Raw genomic sequence first — 15,415 nt, 5'->3', positions numbered from 1 at the left:
CGGCGTCGTCAGCGGTCCCGGCCGATCGCGGCCACGACGGCGGCGGTGACGGAGACGAGGTCGGCGGGGGAGAGCTCGAGGTCGAAGCCGCGGCGGCCGCCGGAGACGAAGACCGAGTCGAAGAGCTCGGCCGTCTCGTCGAGCACCGTCGTCAGCCGGGTCTTCTGTCCGATCGGGCTGATGCCGCCCACGACGTAGCCCGTTTTGCGCTCGGCCACCTTGGGGTCGGCCATGACGGCTTTCTTCGCGCCGACCGCCGCGGCGAGGGCCTTGAGGTCCAGCTGACCGGAGACGGGCACGATCGCCACCACGAGGGCACCGTCGGCGTCCGCCAAGAGGGTCTTGAACACCTGGTCGGGATCCAGCCCGAGCTTGTCCGCCGCCTCGTGGCCGTAGCCGGCCACCGCCGCATCATGCGGGTAGTGGTGGGCGGTGAACCGGATGCCGGCGTGCAGCAGCGCCACAGTGGCGGGTGTGCCGCCGGCATCCGGCTTGGTCATGCCCGGGCTTCCTCGGCCCGCAACAGCAGCATCGAGGTACCCCCCATGGTGAGGCGGGCGCCCGGCATGTGCGAACTCTGCACCTCGCGGATGTCGTCGTGACTGGAGTCCCAGAGCACCGTGTAGCTGGAGACCCCGGAGTGGATGGGCAGGGTCACCTCGGTGGGCGACTCTAGGCCGTGAACGATCAGGAGGATGCGGTTGAACGCCTCGTGCTCGGGGGTGCTGGCCGCGAGGTACTGCAGGGTGCGTTCCTGGGGGGAGTTCCAATCGGCCTCCGACATCGAGGCTCCGGCGGCGTTGTACCAGTCCATCTGGCTGGCGCTGGGGGTGGTCTGGCCCGGCCGGCCGAACCTCACGGGGCGCAGGGCCGGGTTCTCCCGGCGCAGGGCAAGCAACTGCCGGGTGATCCGGTGCAGGTCCTGCTGCCAGTCGTCGAAGTTCCAGTCCAGCCAGGTGAGCTCGCTGTCGTGGCAGTAGGCGTTGTTGTTTCCGCGTTGGCTGCGACCGAACTCGTCCCCGGCGGTGAGCATCGGCACACCCGCGGAGAGCAACAGGGTGCCGAGCAGGTTGCGCATCGCCCGCCGACGGGTACGCAACACCGTGACATCGCGAGTGGGCCCCTCGACACCGTGGTTGAACGAGTTGTTCCCGTCGGTGCCGTCCCGGTTCGCCTCACCGTTGCCGACGTTGTGCTTCACGTTGTACGCGGTGAGGTCCGCCATGGTGAAACCGTCGTGGGCGGTGATGAAGTTCAGCGAGGCGACCGGGCCGCGCTCCAGCGAGAAGGTGTTGGCCGACCCGGCCAGACGGGAGGCGAACCGGCCGATGCCGCTGTCTGAGGTCGAGTGGTTGCGCACGGCGGCGACGTCGGTGAGCCAGAAGGACCGCATCCGGTCGCGGTACCGGTCGTTCCACTCCGACCAGCCGGTCGGGAAGTTGCCGGTCTGCCAGCCGCCCATGCCCACGTCCCACGGTTCCGCGATGAGCTTCACCCCGGCCAGGTCCGGGTCGTCGCGGATGGCGGTGAGCAGAGGGTGGTCCGGCGTGTAGTGCACGTTCTCGTCGCGTCCGAGGGTCGCGGCCAGGTCGAACCTGAACCCGTCGATCTGCACCTCGTTGGCCCAGTACCGCAGAGAGTCCAGCACCAGTCGCATCGGCACGTCGTGGCCGAAGTTGACCGTGTTGCCGCAGCCGGTGACGTCGATGTAATGACCCTTGGCGTTCTGCCGGTAGTAGGTGGCGTTGTCGATGCCCCGCAGGCTCGTGACCGGTCCGGCCGGGCCCTCCTCGGCGGTGTGGTTGTACACGACGTCGAGGATGACCTCGAGGCCGGCCTCGTGCAGCAGTTTGACCATGCCCTTGAACTCGCGCAGCACCGCCTCCGGCCCCTCGGACTGGGAGGCCTGCGTGGCGTAGTCGGCGTGCGGGGTGAAGAAGTTGAGGGTGTTGTAGCCCCAGTAGTTCGACAGGCCCTGCTTGATCAGGCGCTGTTCGGAGACGAACGACTGCACCGGCAGCAGTTCAACGGCGGTCACCCCGAGGTTCTTGAGGTACGCGATGGTGCTCTCGTGTGCCAGTCCGGCGTAGGTGCCGCGGAGTTCAACGGGCATGGCCGGGCTGAGCTTGCTCAGGCCCCGGACGTGCGCCTCGTAGACCACGGTGTGATCCATCGGCGTGTTGGGCTTGACGGCTCCGGCCCAGTCGAAGGCGTCGTCGACCATGGTGGACTGCCATTGGTCGGGTCCCACCCGGGCCAGACCCCGGGCGTACGGGTCGATCAGGGTCTTCTCGGGGTGGAACGAGTGCGTGGGACCGGCCGGACCGGAGACCCGGATGCCGTAGCGGCGGCCCGCGGTGAGGGTGCGGCTACGGCCGACCCAGACGTTGTGGGCGTCGCGCACCATGGGTACGGTGCGCACGATCCAGTTGGGGTCGGTGTGGTCGAAGATGCACAGTTCGATGGCCTCGGCGTGTTCGGACCAGACGCGGAGTTCCCCGCCATTGCTCGTAGCGCGGACGCCCAGATTGCGGAGGGTGTCAGCTGAAGTCATGAGATCTAGAGTAATCAGTGCGGACGGTGTATAAAGACCAGCCCGCACCGGCCCATCCACGGGACCCGAACCAGCCAGGAGGCGAGCACATGTCGGTGCATTTTGACCACGCGTATCTCGACCACGCCGCGACGGCACCGATGCTGCCGGCCGCCATCACCGCGTACGCGGAGGCGATGGCTGTCGTCGGCAATCCGGCGTCCATCCACAGCCAGGGCCAGAACGCCAAACGGATGCTCGAGGAGGCCCGCGAACGGGTCGCCGCGAGCGTGCACTCCGACCCCATCGAGATCGTCTTCACCGGCAGCGGCACCGAATCGGTGAACCTGGCCATCAAGGGCCTGTACTGGGCCCGTGCGCCCCGCACCCGGATCCTCGTGCCCGGCGGAGAGCACCACGCCACCGTCGACACCGTGGAATGGCTCGCCCAGCAGGAGGGTGCGACGGTCCAGTGGATCCCGCTGGACACGCTGGGCCGCATCGACCTCGCCGCCCTCGCCGCGGCCATCGCTGAGGACCCCGAGGATGTGGCCCTGGTGACCCTGCTGGCCGCCAACAACGAGGTGGGCACCCTGCAGCCCGTCGAAGACGTCGCGGCGCTCGCCGCGGCACACGGCATCCCGGTGCACGTGGACGCCATCTCCGCCTACGGTCACGTGCCCATCGACTTCGCCGCCCTGCACGCCACCGGAGTGTCGGCGCTGAGCGTCTCGGCGCACAAGATCGGCGGCCCCGTCGGCATCGGCGCCCTGGTGCTGTCCCGCACGATCACCGTGGTGCCGCTGATCCACGGCGGCGGCCAACAGCGCCAGGTACGCAGCGGCACCCAGGACGTGGCGGCGGCGGTGTCGTTCGCGGTCGCGGCGACAGCCATGACCGCCGACCTCGACGCCGAGAACCGGCGCCTGCGAGTGCTGCGCGACAGTGTGATCGCCGGCGTCCGCGCCGCGGTGCCCTCCGCCGTCTACAACGGCGACCCCGACTCCGCAGATTCGGGCACAGCCGGGCGTCTGCCCGGCAACGCCCACTTCACCTTCCCCGGCTGCGAAGGCGACTCGCTCCTGTTCCTGCTCGACGTCGCCGGGGTGTCGGTCTCCACGGGATCCGCCTGCCAGGCCGGCATCCCGGAGCCATCGCACGTGCTGCGTGCCATGGGCCGTAGCGAGGCCGAGGCCCGCAGCGCCCTGCGGATCACGCTGGGCCGCACCTCGACCCAGGCCGACGTCGACGCCTTGCTGGCGGCGCTGCCGGTGGCCTGGGCGCAGGCGATCGGCGCGGGAATGGCCGACTCGGCGCCGCGTGCGTACACTTAACCAGTGAAGATTCTGGCAGCAATGAGCGGTGGGGTGGATTCCGCCGTGGCCGCAGCCCGCGCGGTCGAGGCAGGGCACGAGGTGGTCGGGGTGCACCTGGCCCTGTCGCGCATGCCCGGCACGCTCCGCACCGGCAGCCGCGGCTGCTGCACCGTCGAGGACTCGATGGACGCCCAACGGGCCGCGAACATCATCGGCATCCCGTATTACGTGTGGGACTTCTCCGAGCGGTTCAAGCTCGACGTCGTCGACGACTTCATCGCCGAGTACGCCGCCGGACGCACCCCCAACCCGTGCATGCGCTGCAACGAGAAGATCAAGTTCGCCGCCCTCCTCGAGAAGGCCCTGGCACTCGGGTTCGACGCCGTCTGCACCGGCCACTACGCCTCGATCGTGACGGATGCCGACGGCAACCGGGAACTGCACCGGGCCAGCGCCTGGGCCAAGGACCAGTCCTACGTGCTGGGCGTGCTCACCAAGGAGCAGCTCGCGCACTCGATGTTCCCTCTGGGCGACACGCCGTCCAAGGCCGAGGTGCGCGCAGAGGCCGCCGAACGCGGATTCTCGGTGGCGAACAAGCCCGACTCCTACGACATCTGCTTCATCCCCGACGGTGACACCCGCGGTTGGCTCGGCGAGCGGGTCGCCCCGGAAACCGGCGATATCCTGGACCGCGAGGGCAACAAGCTCGGGCAGCACGAGGGCGCCGTGGCGTTCACCGTGGGACAGCGTAAGGGCCTCTCGATCGGCACCCCCGCCGCCGACGGCAAGCCCCGCTTCGTGCTCGAGGTACGCCCGGTGTCCAACACCGTGGTCGTGGGCCCCAAGGAGGCCCTGGCGATCAAGGAGATCGCCGGCACCAAGTACACCTGGGCCGGACTGCCCCCGGAGCACCCCGAGATCGAATTCGCCTGTGACGTGCAGATCCGTGCGCACGCCGACCCGGAGCCCGCCGTGGCCCAGGTCATCAGCGTGCCCGCCGACCCCTCCGCGACGCCGCCGGTCGAGGCGCACACCGAGCTGCGCATCCTGCCGACCGAGCCGTTGACCGGCGTGGCGCCGGGCCAGACCGCCGTGGTCTATGTGGGTACCCGGGTGCTCGGGCAGTGCACGATCGACCGCACGGTCAGTGCCGTTCCGGTCAAAAGCGACAACGTTGCAGGCCCGGTTCCTGCCGACTCCGCGACGATCAATGCCTGACGTGACGGGAGCGTCACCGGCGGCCGCGCTGGCCGCCGCCGGCGAGGAGGCCGCCAGCCTGACCACGCGCATCCTCGAGGCCCGCGACGCCTACTACGAGCGCAACCAGGTCATCGTCTCCGACGCCGACTACGACGGCCTGATCCATCGCCTCGAAGAACTCGAACGGCTCTTCCCCGAACTCGCCAGCCAGGACAGCCCCACCCAGACCGTCGGCGGCCGCGCCGAGACCACCCTGTTCGACCCGGTGCAGCACGCCGAGCGGATGCTCAGCCTCGACAACGTGTTCTCCATCGAGGAATTCGAGGCGTGGGCGGCGAAGGTGCAGGTGAGCGCCAACCGGGCCGTGCACTACCTCTGCGAACTCAAGATCGACGGCCTGGCCATCAACCTCCGCTACGAGAGGGGGGTGCTCGTCAGCGCCGCCACCCGCGGTGACGGCGTGGTCGGCGAAGACGTCACCGAGAATATCGCCTTGGTGCCCGGAATTCCCGCCCGCCTCGGCGGCACCGGGCATCCGCCGCTGATGGAGGTACGCGGAGAGGTCTTCTTCCCCGTCGAAGCGTTCCGGGATCTCAATGCCGCGCAGAGCGCCGCGGGCGAGCGGGTGTTCGCCAATCCCCGCAACGCGGCCAGCGGGTCGCTCCGGCAGAAGGCCGAGAGCAAGAACGCCGACCAGCTCGCCCTGATGAAGGCCAGGCTCGGCCGGCTGCGGATGCTCGTGCACGGCATCGGCGCGTGGGCCCAGCCCGGCGCCGAGTCGCAGTCCGCCGTGTATGACCTGCTCGCCGGCTGGGGTCTGCCCACCAGCACCCACTTCAGGGTCGTCGAGACGCCGGCAGAGGCATCCGCGTTCATCGAGTACTTCGGCGAGCACCGCGGCAGCGTGGAACACGAGATCGACGGCATCGTCATCAAGGTGGACGAGCTCGCCCTGCACGACGAACTCGGCGCTACCAACCGCGCACCGCGCTGGGCGATCGCCTACAAGTACCCGCCGGAGCAGGTGAACACGAAGCTGCTCGACATCGTCGTGAGCGTGGGCCGCACCGGCCGGGCCACCCCGTTCGCCGTGATGGAACCCGTCAGGGTCGCCGGTTCCGTCGTGCGCCAGGCCACCCTGCACAACCAGGATGTCGTGAGGGCCAAGGGCGTGCTGATCGGCGACACCGTCGTGCTGCGGAAGGCCGGCGACGTGATCCCCGAGGTCCTCGGGCCGGTCGTGGAGCTGCGCGACGGCACCGAACGCGAATTCGTGATGCCAGCAGACTGCCCGGTCTGCGGCACTGGGCTGAAGGCCGCCAAGGACGGCGATATCGACCTGCGCTGCCCGAACGCGCGGAGCTGCCCGGCCCAGGTCTGCGGCCGGGTCGAGCACATCGGCTCGCGGGGTGCCCTCGACATCGAGGTGCTCGGCGAGGTGACCGCGGCGGCGCTGACCCAGCCCACGGTTCCCGAAACGCCGCCGTTGGACACCGAGGCCGGGCTTTTTGATCTCACCATCGAGGATCTGTTGCCGATCAGCGTGGTCGTGCGGGACCCCGAGACCGGCCTGCCCCGCGAGGACGAGGACGGTACCGTGCGTCAGCGCACCCCGTTCCGGCGGAACCCCTCCGCAGCCGAGAAGAAGGCGGGTCTGGACGGCCCGCAACCGTCGTCCAACGCCGTGAAGCTCATCGCCGAGATCGAACTGGCCAAGACCAAGCCGCTCTGGCGCATCCTGGTCTCACTCAACATCCGTCACGTCGGGCCGGTGGCCGCACGGGCCCTGGCGAACCACTTCGGCTCTCTCGACGCCATCCGTTCGGCGTCGCGCGACGAGCTGGCCGAGGTCGACGGAGTGGGCGGCATCATCGCCGACGCCGTGATCGACTGGTTCGAGGTGGACTGGCACCGCGACATCGTGGAGCGATGGGCAGCGGCCGGGGTGCAGTTCGCCACGCCGGGGCACCCGGGCCCCGGTGCCGCTGCGGCGGCCGGTGGAGTGCTCACCGGGCTGACCGTCGTGGCGACGGGCTCGCTGGAGGGCTTCACCCGCGAGGGTGCGTCGGAGGCGATCATCGCCGCCGGCGGCAAGAACGCCTCCAGCGTGTCGAAGAAGACCGACTACGTGGCCGCCGGCCCCGGCGCCGGCTCCAAACTGGCCAAGGCCGAAGCCCTGGGCGTGCGCATCATCGACGCCGACCAGTTCCGGCTGCTGCTCGAACACGGCCCGGCCGGCCTGCCAGACGCCGCCCCGGCGGATGCCCCGGCCGACAGCGGTGCCGAACCGGAGTCGGTCGCCGCGGCCGAGCCCGGCCGCGACACCGACTAGGCTCCCGCCGGCGGTCGCTCGTCGTTCCGCTGTGCCCAGAGCGAAACTCTCTTGCCGGGGGGAGCGCTGGTTGGGTTAGCTGGCCGCATGCGATTCCTCATTCTCGGCGGAACGGCCTGGCTCGGCAGCACCATCGCGACGGCCGCGATGCACCACGGTCACAAGGTCACCTGCCTGGCCAGGGGCGAATCCGGGAACGCCCCGGCCGGCATCCGCTTCGTGCGGGGCGACCGCGACCATGCCGGGGCGTACGCGGAGGTGGCGGCCGAAGACTGGGATGTGGTCGTGGATGTGTCGCGGCAGCCCGGGCAGGTCGCCTCGGCCGTGGCGGCGCTGGGCGACCGGGCCGCCGCGTACACCTTCGTATCGTCGGGAAACGTCTACGCCGACACCGCCGTGCCGGGCCAGGACGAGAGCGCTGAGCGTGTCGGTGCGCAGAGCGGTGACGTGATGGAGTCGATGGAGACCTACGGCGAGGCGAAGGTCGCCTGCGAGGACCGGCTCCTTGCGGGGTTCGGCGCCGACAGGTCCCTCATCGTGCGGTCGGGTCTGATCGGCGGACCCGGCGACGTCTCCGACCGCAGCGGGTACTGGCCACTGCGGTTCAGGGAGCCCGCCGGTGCCGACGGGAGTGTGCTCGTGCCCGACGTTCCGGGGCTGCTGGTTCAGGTGATCGACGTGCGCGACCTGGCGGAGTGGATCGTCGACGCCGCCGAGGACCGCGCAGCCGGGGTGTTCAACGCGACGGGGGAGACCGTGTCGCTGGCCGAACACCTGGCCGTGGCGAGGAGCGTGGCCGGACACACCGGCCCGGTCGTGGGCGCGGATGCCCGATGGCTAGTGGATCACGACGTCGGGCCGTGGTCGGGGCCACGGTCCCTGCCGCTGTGGTTGCCCCTGCCGGACTACGCCGGGTTCAATGCCCGAGACAGCGGTGCCGCCCGCGCCGCCGGACTGGTCACCCGCCCGCTCGCCGAGACCCTCGCTGACACGCTGCGCTGGGAGCGCCTCAGGGTGCCGCAGGGCCCGCGCCGGGCGGGACTGTCCGACGCCGACGAGGTGGCCCTGCTCGCCGCCCGCGCCGCCGGCTGATGCCCCCGCGCCCGCCCGGCCGCCCGCACCAGGCGGCCGGAGCCGGCGCCGGGACTAAGCTGCGGCCATGACCCCTATCAAGGATGATGACCGTCCGACCGAGGAACGCACGGTGCCTGAGCTCCTCCAGCCCGGCGAGCCACCGTTCCAAGCGCTGTTCCCGAATCTGGACCGGGTGTCCCGATCCTCCTGGCGCAAGGGAACCGTCAGCCGCCGACGGATCGGCCGCGCGACGGGGCTGCTGATCGGTGTGATCGTGGTCATCGGGACGTTGGTGGTGGGCAGCGTCATCCTCTGAGCCCCTCCAGTCTGCTGCGCCGCCGAGGCGCTCTGAGCCCCGAAAATTCACCTCACCGTGACCGGATGTTCCCCCGCCGGAAACCCGCCCGAAACGCAGTCGCCGAATTGCGCCGAAAAGTGTCCGATCGCCCTGAACGAGGGGCAGTGGCAGCGCCCGCGGCTCGATAAGCTGAGAGCGCATGACTTGCCAGGGGCGTCGAGTCTGTTTGCTGCTCATTCGTTCGGGAGGGGACGGGACGCGTCGTGCTATTCGAGGCCGCTGCACTGCTGACTGCCTCGCTCGCCCTCGTCGGGGTGGGCGGGCCCGTCCTGATGCCCGAATCCTCGCAGGTCAGCGTCTACGAGACCGTTTCGGCCCGGGTCGCGGACCGTCAGAGCGATGCGGGCGCCTCGCAGGCCTCGGCTGAGCTCGAGGTGCAGTCGGCCGCTGCCATCGACATCGACGTGGCCTCCCTCCGCACCATGACGGGGTCGAATCTGCTCGTCGGTATGTCCCAGCTCGCCGTCGCGGAGTTGAGGAGCTTCGTGGCCGAATATCCCACCCGCGTCGACTCGGTGCTGGCGACCCCGCCCGAAGCCACGGTGGTGTCGGCCTGGTGGACGCTGCTCGACTCCACCCAGCGGGCCACCCTCACCACGGCGACCCCGCGGCTGGTCGGCAACCTCGACGGCGTGCCGCTGGCGCAGCGCAGTCGCGCGAACGAGCGATACCTCAGTGAATCCCTCGCCGAGGCCAAGCGGGTCCTCGCCGGCCACTCGTCAGATGCCGAACGCTCCCTGGCCAGCGGCCGGGTGGCCGTGCTCAGCCAGGTCCAACTGGCCCTGAAACCCAGCGACGGCGGGCCCAAACGCAGCCTGATCCTGCTCGACCCCAACGGGTCGGGGCGGGCGGCGATCGCCCTGGGCAACCCGGACACTGCCGACTACATCGGCTACCTGGTACCGGGAATGAACTACCGGGTCGAGCCCGCGATGGTCAACTGGACCACCGTGGCCGACGACGTTTACCGCGAGCAGCGTGCGGTCCTGGCCGCACGCAAGAAGGCGCCGGCCGCCACCACAACCGCACCCGGCACAGCGTCCGTCACCGCGGCATCCGCCACCGGCAGCCGGCTTGTCTCGGGGTACCCGGATGCCGCGGCGACCACAGCGAAGACCGTGGCCACGATCGCCTGGATCGGCTACGAGGCGCCCGACGTGTTCTCCGTCGGCTGGCGTGACCGTGCGGTGGCCGGCGCCGCCTTCCTCGAGACCTCGTGGGCCGGCGTGCGCGCCAGCAGGGGAGCGGACCAGCCCTTCATCTCGGTGTTCGCGCATTCCTATGGTTCGACCGTCTCGCTCATGGCGCTGGCCAACGGCTCCGTGCAGGTGGACGCCCTCGTCGTGGTCGGTTCACCGGGTAGCGAAATCCAGTCCGCCGACAAGCTCGAGGTCGCCAACGGGAACGTCTTCGTCGGCAAGGCGGACTGGGACCCGGCGGTCAGCTCGGCGTTCTTCGGCAGCGATCCCGGCGCCTCCTCGTACGGTGCCAGGGCACTCGGCGTGGACGGGGCGACCGACACCGTCACCGGCGCCTGGCTCGGCGGATCGCTCGGCCACAACGACTATTTCAGGCCCGGAAGCGAGTCCCTGCACAACATGGCGCTGATCGGCACCGACAACGCGGACCTGGCAACCGACGACGACGAATAGAATTGGAGCTTCCGCTTCGATTTTCTTGGGAGTTTCATGTCTGAAATCACGGCCGAGCAGGTTGCGCATCTGGCCAACCTCGCCCGGATCGACCTCAGCTCGGCAGAAATCGATCGCCTCACGGTCGAACTCGGCCAGATCGTCGACTCTGTCGCCAGGGTCGCCGAGGTCGCGACGCCCGACGTCCCGGCGACCAGCCACCCGATGCCGCTGACGAATGTGTTCCGTGACGACGTCGTCGTGCCGTCGCTCACCGTCGACCAGGCCCTGTCCGGCGCCCCCGACCGTGCCGGCGACAAATTCCGCGTGCCCGCCATCCTGGACGAGGAGTAACAACGTGACCAGTCTTATCAACCAGACCGCCGCCGCCCTGGCCGGTCTGCTCGCCGACGGCTCGGTCAGCTCCGTCGACGTCACGCGCGCCCACCTCGACCACATCGACGCCGTCGAACCCGATGTGCACGCGTTCCTGCACGTGGCCCGCGACGCCGCCCTGGCCACCGCCGCGAGGGTCGACGCCCGTCGCGCCGCCGGCGAGAAGCTCGGCCCGCTGGCCGGCGTTCCGATCGCCATCAAGGATGTGCTCGCTACGCACGACATGCCCACCACCTCTGGGTCGAAGATCCTTCAGGGGTGGATCCCGCCGTATGACGCCACCGTGGTTCGGCGCATCCGCGACGCCGACCTCATCCCGCTGGGCAAGACCAACATGGACGAGTTCGCGATGGGCTCCTCTACCGAACACTCCGCCTACGGCCCCACCCACAACCCGTGGGACCTTGACCGCATCCCCGGCGGCTCCGGCGGTGGCTCCGCGGCCGCCGTCGCCGCGTTCGAGGCACCATTGGCGCTCGGCAGCGACACCGGCGGATCCATCCGTCAGCCCGCCGCCGTCACCGGTTCCGTCGGCGTCAAGCCCACCTACGGCGGCGTGTCCCGCTACGGCGCGATCGCGCTGGCCTCCTCGCTCGACCAGGTCGGCCCGGTCACCCGCACGGTGCTCGACGCCGCGCTGCTGCACGATGTGATCGGCGGGCACGACCCGCTCGACTCGACATCGCTGACGGATGCGTGGCCGTCGATGGCCGCCGCGGCCCAGGCCGGGCTGGCCGACGGTGCCCTCAAGGGGGTGCGGATCGGCGTGATCAAGGAACTCAACGGTGCGGGTTTCCAGGCCGGTGTCAAGCAGCGTTTCGAGGAGACCCTGGCCCTGCTGTCCGCGGCCGGCGCCATCGTCAGCGAGGTGAGCGCCCCGAACTTCGAGTACGCGGTCTCCGCCTACTACCTGATCCTGCCCGCCGAAGCCTCCAGCAACCTGGCCCGCTTCGACTCGGTGCGCTTCGGCATCCGGGTCAACCCGGAGGACGGCCCGCTCACCAGCGAGCGCGTCATGGCCGCCACCCGCGACGCCGGCTTCGGCGACGAGGTCAAACGCCGCATCATCCTGGGCACCTACGCCCTCAGCGCCGGCTACTACGACGCTTACTACGGCAGCGCCCAGAAGGTGCGCACGCTGATCCAGCGCGACTTCGCCGCCGCGTTCGACAAGGTCGACCTGCTCGTCTCTCCCACGGCGCCGACCACGGCGTTCAAGTTCGGCGAGAAGACCGAAGACCCGATGGCGATGTACCTCAACGACATCACCACCATCCCGGCCAACCTCGCCGGCATCCCCGGCATGAGCCTGCCGATGGGCCTCGCGCCCGAAGACGGCCTCCCGGTGGGTCTGCAGGTGATGGCGCCCGCCCGCGCGGATGCCCGTCTGTACACCTTCGGCGCCGCCGTCGAGCAGCTGCTCGAGGCACACTGGGGGCACACCCTGCTCAGCCAGGCACCCGCTCTGGCCAACATCGAAATGTTCGCAACCGAAGGGGGAGCCGTCTGATGGCGAAAGCCGAATTGATGGACTACGACAAGGCCCTCGAGCTGTTCGAGCCGGTGCTCGGCTTCGAGGTGCACGTCGAACTCAACACCAAGACCAAGATGTTCTGCGGCTGCGCCAACGAATTCGGTTCCGGTGCCAACACCAACACCTGCCCCACCTGCCTGGGCCTGCCCGGCGGGCTGCCGCAGGTGAACCGCCAGGCCATCGAGTCCTCCATCCGCCTGGGCCTGGCCCTGGGCTGCGAGATCGCCGAAACCAGCCGGTTCGCCCGCAAGAACTACTTCTACCCCGACACCGCCAAGAACTTCCAGACCTCCCAGTACGACGAGCCGATCGCCTTCAACGGCCAGCTCACCATCGAGCTGGAGAGCGGCCGCCAGGTGACCGTGGACATCGAGCGCGCGCACATGGAGGACGACGCAGGCAAGCTCACCCACATGGGTGGCGCGGCAGGACGCATCCAGGGCGCCGACTATTCACTGGTCGACTACAACCGCGGCGGCGTGCCACTGGTGGAGATCGTCACCCAGATGATCGAGGGTGGCGAAGCCGACTCGCCCGAGATCGGCAAGACCTACGTCGCCGCCATCCGCGAGATCGTCAAGGCGCTCGGCGTCTCGAACGCCCGGATGGAAGAGGGTAACGTGCGCTGCGACGCGAATGTGTCCCTGCGCCCGCGCGGCTCGAACATCCTGGGCACCCGCACCGAGACCAAGAACGTCAACTCACTGCGCAGCGTCGAACGCGCCGTGCGCTATGAGATCCAGCGCCAGGCCGCGCTGCTCACCGCCGGCGGCACCATCACCCAGGAGACCCGGCACTGGCACGAGGACACCGGGGTGACCTCCGCCGGCCGGCCCAAGAGCGACGCGGACGACTACAGGTACTTCCCCGAGCCCGACCTGGTGCCCGTCGCCCCGTCGCGTGCCTGGGTCGAAGAGTTGCGCGCCACGCTGCCCGAGCCCCCCGCGGCCCGCCGCAAGCGGCTGCAGGCGGACTGGGGTTTTGTGAACCTCGAGTTCCAGGATGTGGTCAACTCCGACCTCCTCGACGTTCTGGAGGCCACCATCGCCGCCGGCGCGCCCGCTCAGTCCGCCCGCAAGTGGTGGACCGGCGAGATTGCCCGTCTGGCCAACGCCGCCGGCGTGACTGCCGAGAGCCTCGTGACCCCGGCCCAGGTGGCCGCGCTGATCGAACTGATCACCGACGGCACCCTCACCGACCGCCTGGCCCGCCAGGTGCTCGAGGGCGTCATCGCCGGCGAGGGCACCCCCAGCGAGGTCGTCGCCAGCCGTGGACTGGCCGTCGTCAGCGACGACGGGCCGCTGATTGCGGCCATCGACGAGGCCCTCGCCGGGCAGCCCGACGTGCTCGCGAAGATCCGCGACGGCAAGGTGCAGGCCGCCGGCGCCGTCATCGGCGCGGTCATGAAGGCCATGCGCGGCCAGGCGGATGCCGCCAGGGTGCGCGAACTGGTGCTCGAACGCGCCGGCAGCGCTCCGGTGGAGTCTGCACCTTCGGAGTCGGTGGAGTAATGGCGCTCTGGAGCCGCCGGCCCGCGGACGCCCCGTCAGCCGACGGGGCGGCCGCGGTGTTCGGCGTCGGCATGCAGGTGGTGGTGCGGCTTGACCGCAGCCGCTACCCCGACTCGATGGTGGAGGACCCGATCGGGGTCATCACCGCGCCAGGCGAGCTCGTCGGCTCGGCGCTTTATGCACCCGTCGTGGGCAAGGAAGCGGTGTGGGTGGTGCACTTCGAGGAACCGTTCTACGGTCTCGACGGCACCGGCCCGCACGAGTCGGCCCGGGTGTCGCAGGGTTCGCTCGAGGCAGCTCCGGAGTCGTGATCGCCGTGGCCGACCTCAACCAGCCCGCCGAGGCCGACATCCGTCGGTGGCGGCGGTATCTGGCCGATGAACAGGCCGAGGCCGCCGTGTACCGTGACCTGGCCGGTCGGCGTTCCGGCGAGGAACGCGACATCCTCCTGGCCCTCGCCGAGGCAGAGGGCCGGCACGAAGCGCACTGGCGGGACCTGCTCGGCGAGCGGGTCGGAGCACCCCGGAAGGGTGCGCTGCGCACCCGGGTGCTTGGCCTGCTGGCCCGCCGGTTCGGTTCCGTCTTCGTGCTCGCGCTCGCCCAACGCGCCGAGGCACGGTCGCCCTACGACGGGGATGCCGACGCCACCAGCGCCATGGCCGCAGACGAGCGCATCCACGAGGAAGTCGTTCGTGGCCTGGCCGCCCGCGGCCGCCAGCGGCTGTCCGGCACCTTCCGGGCCGCGGTCTTCGGCGTCAACGACGGTCTGGTGAGCAACCTCGCCCTGGTGCTGGGCATCGGGGCGACGGGGGTGCCCACCGCCACCATCCTCTTCACCGGCATCGCCGGCCTGCTGGCCGGAGCCCTGTCGATGGGTGCGGGGGAGTACGTGTCGGTGCGTTCCCAACGCGAGCTTCTCGAGGCATCCACCCCGAACCCGGCCACGCGCAGCGTGCTCTCACACCTGGACGAGGCCGCCAACGAACTGACCCTCGTGTACCGTGCCCAGGGCATGACGCCCGAAGACGCCGAGGTACACGCCCGTGAGGTGCTGCGCACCGTGGCCGTCGCGACCGGTGCGCTCGACGTGAGCCGGCTCGACGGCTCCACCGCCGCACTTGTCGACGAGCACGAAGCCATCGGCACCGGCATGGGCGCCGCGATCTCCAGCTTCTGCTTCTTCGCCTCCGGAGCCCTGCTGCCGGTGCTGCCGTACCTGTTCGGCATGCAGGGCGTCGCTGCGATCATCGTCGCCGCGGTCCTCGTGGGCCTCGCGCTGCTGGCCACCGGTGCCGTCGTCGGACTGCTCTCCGGCGGTCCGCCGCTGAAGCGTGCGCTGCGTCAGCTTGTGATCGGCTTCGGAGCCGCCGGGGTCACCTACCTGCTCGGCCTGCTCTTCGGCACCACCGTCGCCTAGCGCCCGGCCCAGCGCCGCAACTGTTGCCGGTGCGGACAAATGGTCCCGGTGTGCCGGGCGCACTTGTCCGAACGAGCAACAGTTGGTCGGCGTGGGCGGACGCGGCGGCGGCG

At 70.1% G+C, this 15,415-nt stretch carries 13 protein-coding genes; 11 read left to right on the top strand and 2 right to left on the bottom strand.

The window, feature by feature from the left end; all coding sequences use genetic code 11:
* Positions 1 to 8 precede the first annotated feature (8 nt).
* Positions 9 to 500 carry a Cys-tRNA(Pro) deacylase gene (ybaK, locus tag C3B61_RS06825; protein ID WP_103459956.1) on the bottom strand — a complete coding sequence of 164 codons (492 nt, stop codon included), beginning with the start codon at positions 498 to 500 and terminating at the stop codon, positions 9 to 11.
* A complete protein-coding gene (gene glgX / locus C3B61_RS06820) occupies positions 497 to 2,554 on the bottom strand; it encodes a glycogen debranching protein GlgX (RefSeq protein ID WP_103459955.1) in 2,058 nt (685 codons plus the stop codon). The genes ybaK and glgX overlap by 4 nt, the downstream gene beginning before the upstream one ends.
* Before the next feature lie 89 nt (positions 2,555 to 2,643).
* Between glgX and C3B61_RS06815 the strand changes: the two genes are divergently transcribed.
* From C3B61_RS06815 to C3B61_RS06765, 11 genes are all read left to right on the top strand, one after another.
* Positions 2,644 to 3,867: a cysteine desulfurase family protein gene (locus tag C3B61_RS06815; protein WP_103459954.1), complete on the top strand. Its 1,224-nt coding sequence runs from the start codon at positions 2,644 to 2,646 to the stop codon at positions 3,865 to 3,867.
* A gap of 3 nt (positions 3,868 to 3,870) precedes the next feature.
* On the top strand, positions 3,871 to 5,067 hold the full coding sequence (gene mnmA / locus C3B61_RS06810) for a tRNA 2-thiouridine(34) synthase MnmA (protein WP_198416822.1): 1,197 nt from the start codon (positions 3,871 to 3,873) through the stop codon (positions 5,065 to 5,067).
* Positions 5,060 to 7,381: an NAD-dependent DNA ligase LigA gene (ligA, locus tag C3B61_RS06805; RefSeq protein WP_103459952.1), complete on the top strand. Its 2,322-nt coding sequence runs from the start codon at positions 5,060 to 5,062 to the stop codon at positions 7,379 to 7,381. Before mnmA ends, ligA begins: the two co-directional genes overlap by 8 nt.
* 87 nt (positions 7,382 to 7,468) lie before the next feature.
* Entirely contained in the window at positions 7,469 to 8,473 is a 1,005-nt protein-coding gene (locus tag C3B61_RS06800; protein ID WP_103459951.1) for an NAD-dependent epimerase/dehydratase family protein, read from the top strand.
* 67 nt (positions 8,474 to 8,540) lie between these two features.
* Positions 8,541 to 8,771: a hypothetical protein gene (locus tag C3B61_RS19410; RefSeq protein WP_133160242.1), complete on the top strand. Its 231-nt coding sequence runs from the start codon at positions 8,541 to 8,543 to the stop codon at positions 8,769 to 8,771.
* A 245-nt stretch (positions 8,772 to 9,016) separates the two neighbouring features.
* A complete protein-coding gene (locus C3B61_RS06790; RefSeq protein WP_103459949.1) occupies positions 9,017 to 10,465 on the top strand; it encodes an alpha/beta hydrolase in 1,449 nt (482 codons plus the stop codon).
* Between the two features lie 36 nt (positions 10,466 to 10,501).
* Positions 10,502 to 10,798, top strand: coding sequence for an Asp-tRNA(Asn)/Glu-tRNA(Gln) amidotransferase subunit GatC (gene gatC / locus C3B61_RS06785; RefSeq protein ID WP_088456438.1), 297 nt, complete (start codon positions 10,502 to 10,504; stop codon positions 10,796 to 10,798).
* A 4-nt stretch (positions 10,799 to 10,802) separates the two neighbouring features.
* The gene (gene gatA, locus C3B61_RS06780; RefSeq protein WP_088456437.1) at positions 10,803 to 12,350 is read left to right on the top strand and encodes an Asp-tRNA(Asn)/Glu-tRNA(Gln) amidotransferase subunit GatA; all 1,548 of its coding nucleotides are present in this window, start codon (positions 10,803 to 10,805) and stop codon (positions 12,348 to 12,350) included.
* Positions 12,350 to 13,885: an Asp-tRNA(Asn)/Glu-tRNA(Gln) amidotransferase subunit GatB gene (gene gatB, locus C3B61_RS06775; RefSeq protein WP_103459948.1), complete on the top strand. Its 1,536-nt coding sequence runs from the start codon at positions 12,350 to 12,352 to the stop codon at positions 13,883 to 13,885. The genes gatA and gatB overlap by 1 nt, the downstream gene beginning before the upstream one ends.
* Positions 13,885 to 14,196, top strand: a complete 312-nt coding sequence (locus tag C3B61_RS06770) for a hypothetical protein (protein WP_088456435.1) — start codon at positions 13,885 to 13,887, stop codon at positions 14,194 to 14,196. The genes gatB and C3B61_RS06770 overlap by 1 nt, the downstream gene beginning before the upstream one ends.
* On the top strand, positions 14,193 to 15,302 hold the full coding sequence (locus C3B61_RS06765) for a VIT1/CCC1 transporter family protein (RefSeq protein WP_244285856.1): 1,110 nt from the start codon (positions 14,193 to 14,195) through the stop codon (positions 15,300 to 15,302). Before C3B61_RS06770 ends, C3B61_RS06765 begins: the two co-directional genes overlap by 4 nt.
* The last annotated feature ends 113 nt before the right edge of the window (positions 15,303 to 15,415 follow it).

The sequence above is a fragment of the Cryobacterium zongtaii genome (genome assembly GCF_002909375.1).
Classification (GTDB): domain Bacteria; phylum Actinomycetota; class Actinomycetes; order Actinomycetales; family Microbacteriaceae; genus Cryobacterium; species Cryobacterium zongtaii.
Note: the sequence above shows the minus strand (reverse complement) of the source record. Positions and strands in the feature narration are given on the sequence as shown.

Bases quoted from the DNA above. Each gene is read 5' to 3' on its own strand.
- ybaK (WP_103459956.1), bottom strand. From the start codon at position 500: ATGACCAAGCCGGATGCCGGCGGCACACCCGCCACTGTGGCGCTGCTG.
- C3B61_RS06800 (WP_103459951.1), top strand. From the start codon at position 7,469: ATGCGATTCCTCATTCTCGGCGGAACGGCCTGGCTCGGCAGCACCATC.
- glgX (WP_103459955.1), bottom strand. From the start codon at position 2,554: ATGACTTCAGCTGACACCCTCCGCAATCTGGGCGTCCGCGCTACGAGC.
- C3B61_RS06770 (WP_088456435.1), top strand. From the start codon at position 13,885: ATGGCGCTCTGGAGCCGCCGGCCCGCGGACGCCCCGTCAGCCGACGGG.
- gatB (WP_103459948.1), top strand. From the start codon at position 12,350: ATGGCGAAAGCCGAATTGATGGACTACGACAAGGCCCTCGAGCTGTTC.
- ligA (WP_103459952.1), top strand. From the start codon at position 5,060: ATGCCTGACGTGACGGGAGCGTCACCGGCGGCCGCGCTGGCCGCCGCC.
- gatC (WP_088456438.1), top strand. From the start codon at position 10,502: ATGTCTGAAATCACGGCCGAGCAGGTTGCGCATCTGGCCAACCTCGCC.
- C3B61_RS06815 (WP_103459954.1), top strand. From the start codon at position 2,644: ATGTCGGTGCATTTTGACCACGCGTATCTCGACCACGCCGCGACGGCA.
- C3B61_RS19410 (WP_133160242.1), top strand. From the start codon at position 8,541: ATGACCCCTATCAAGGATGATGACCGTCCGACCGAGGAACGCACGGTG.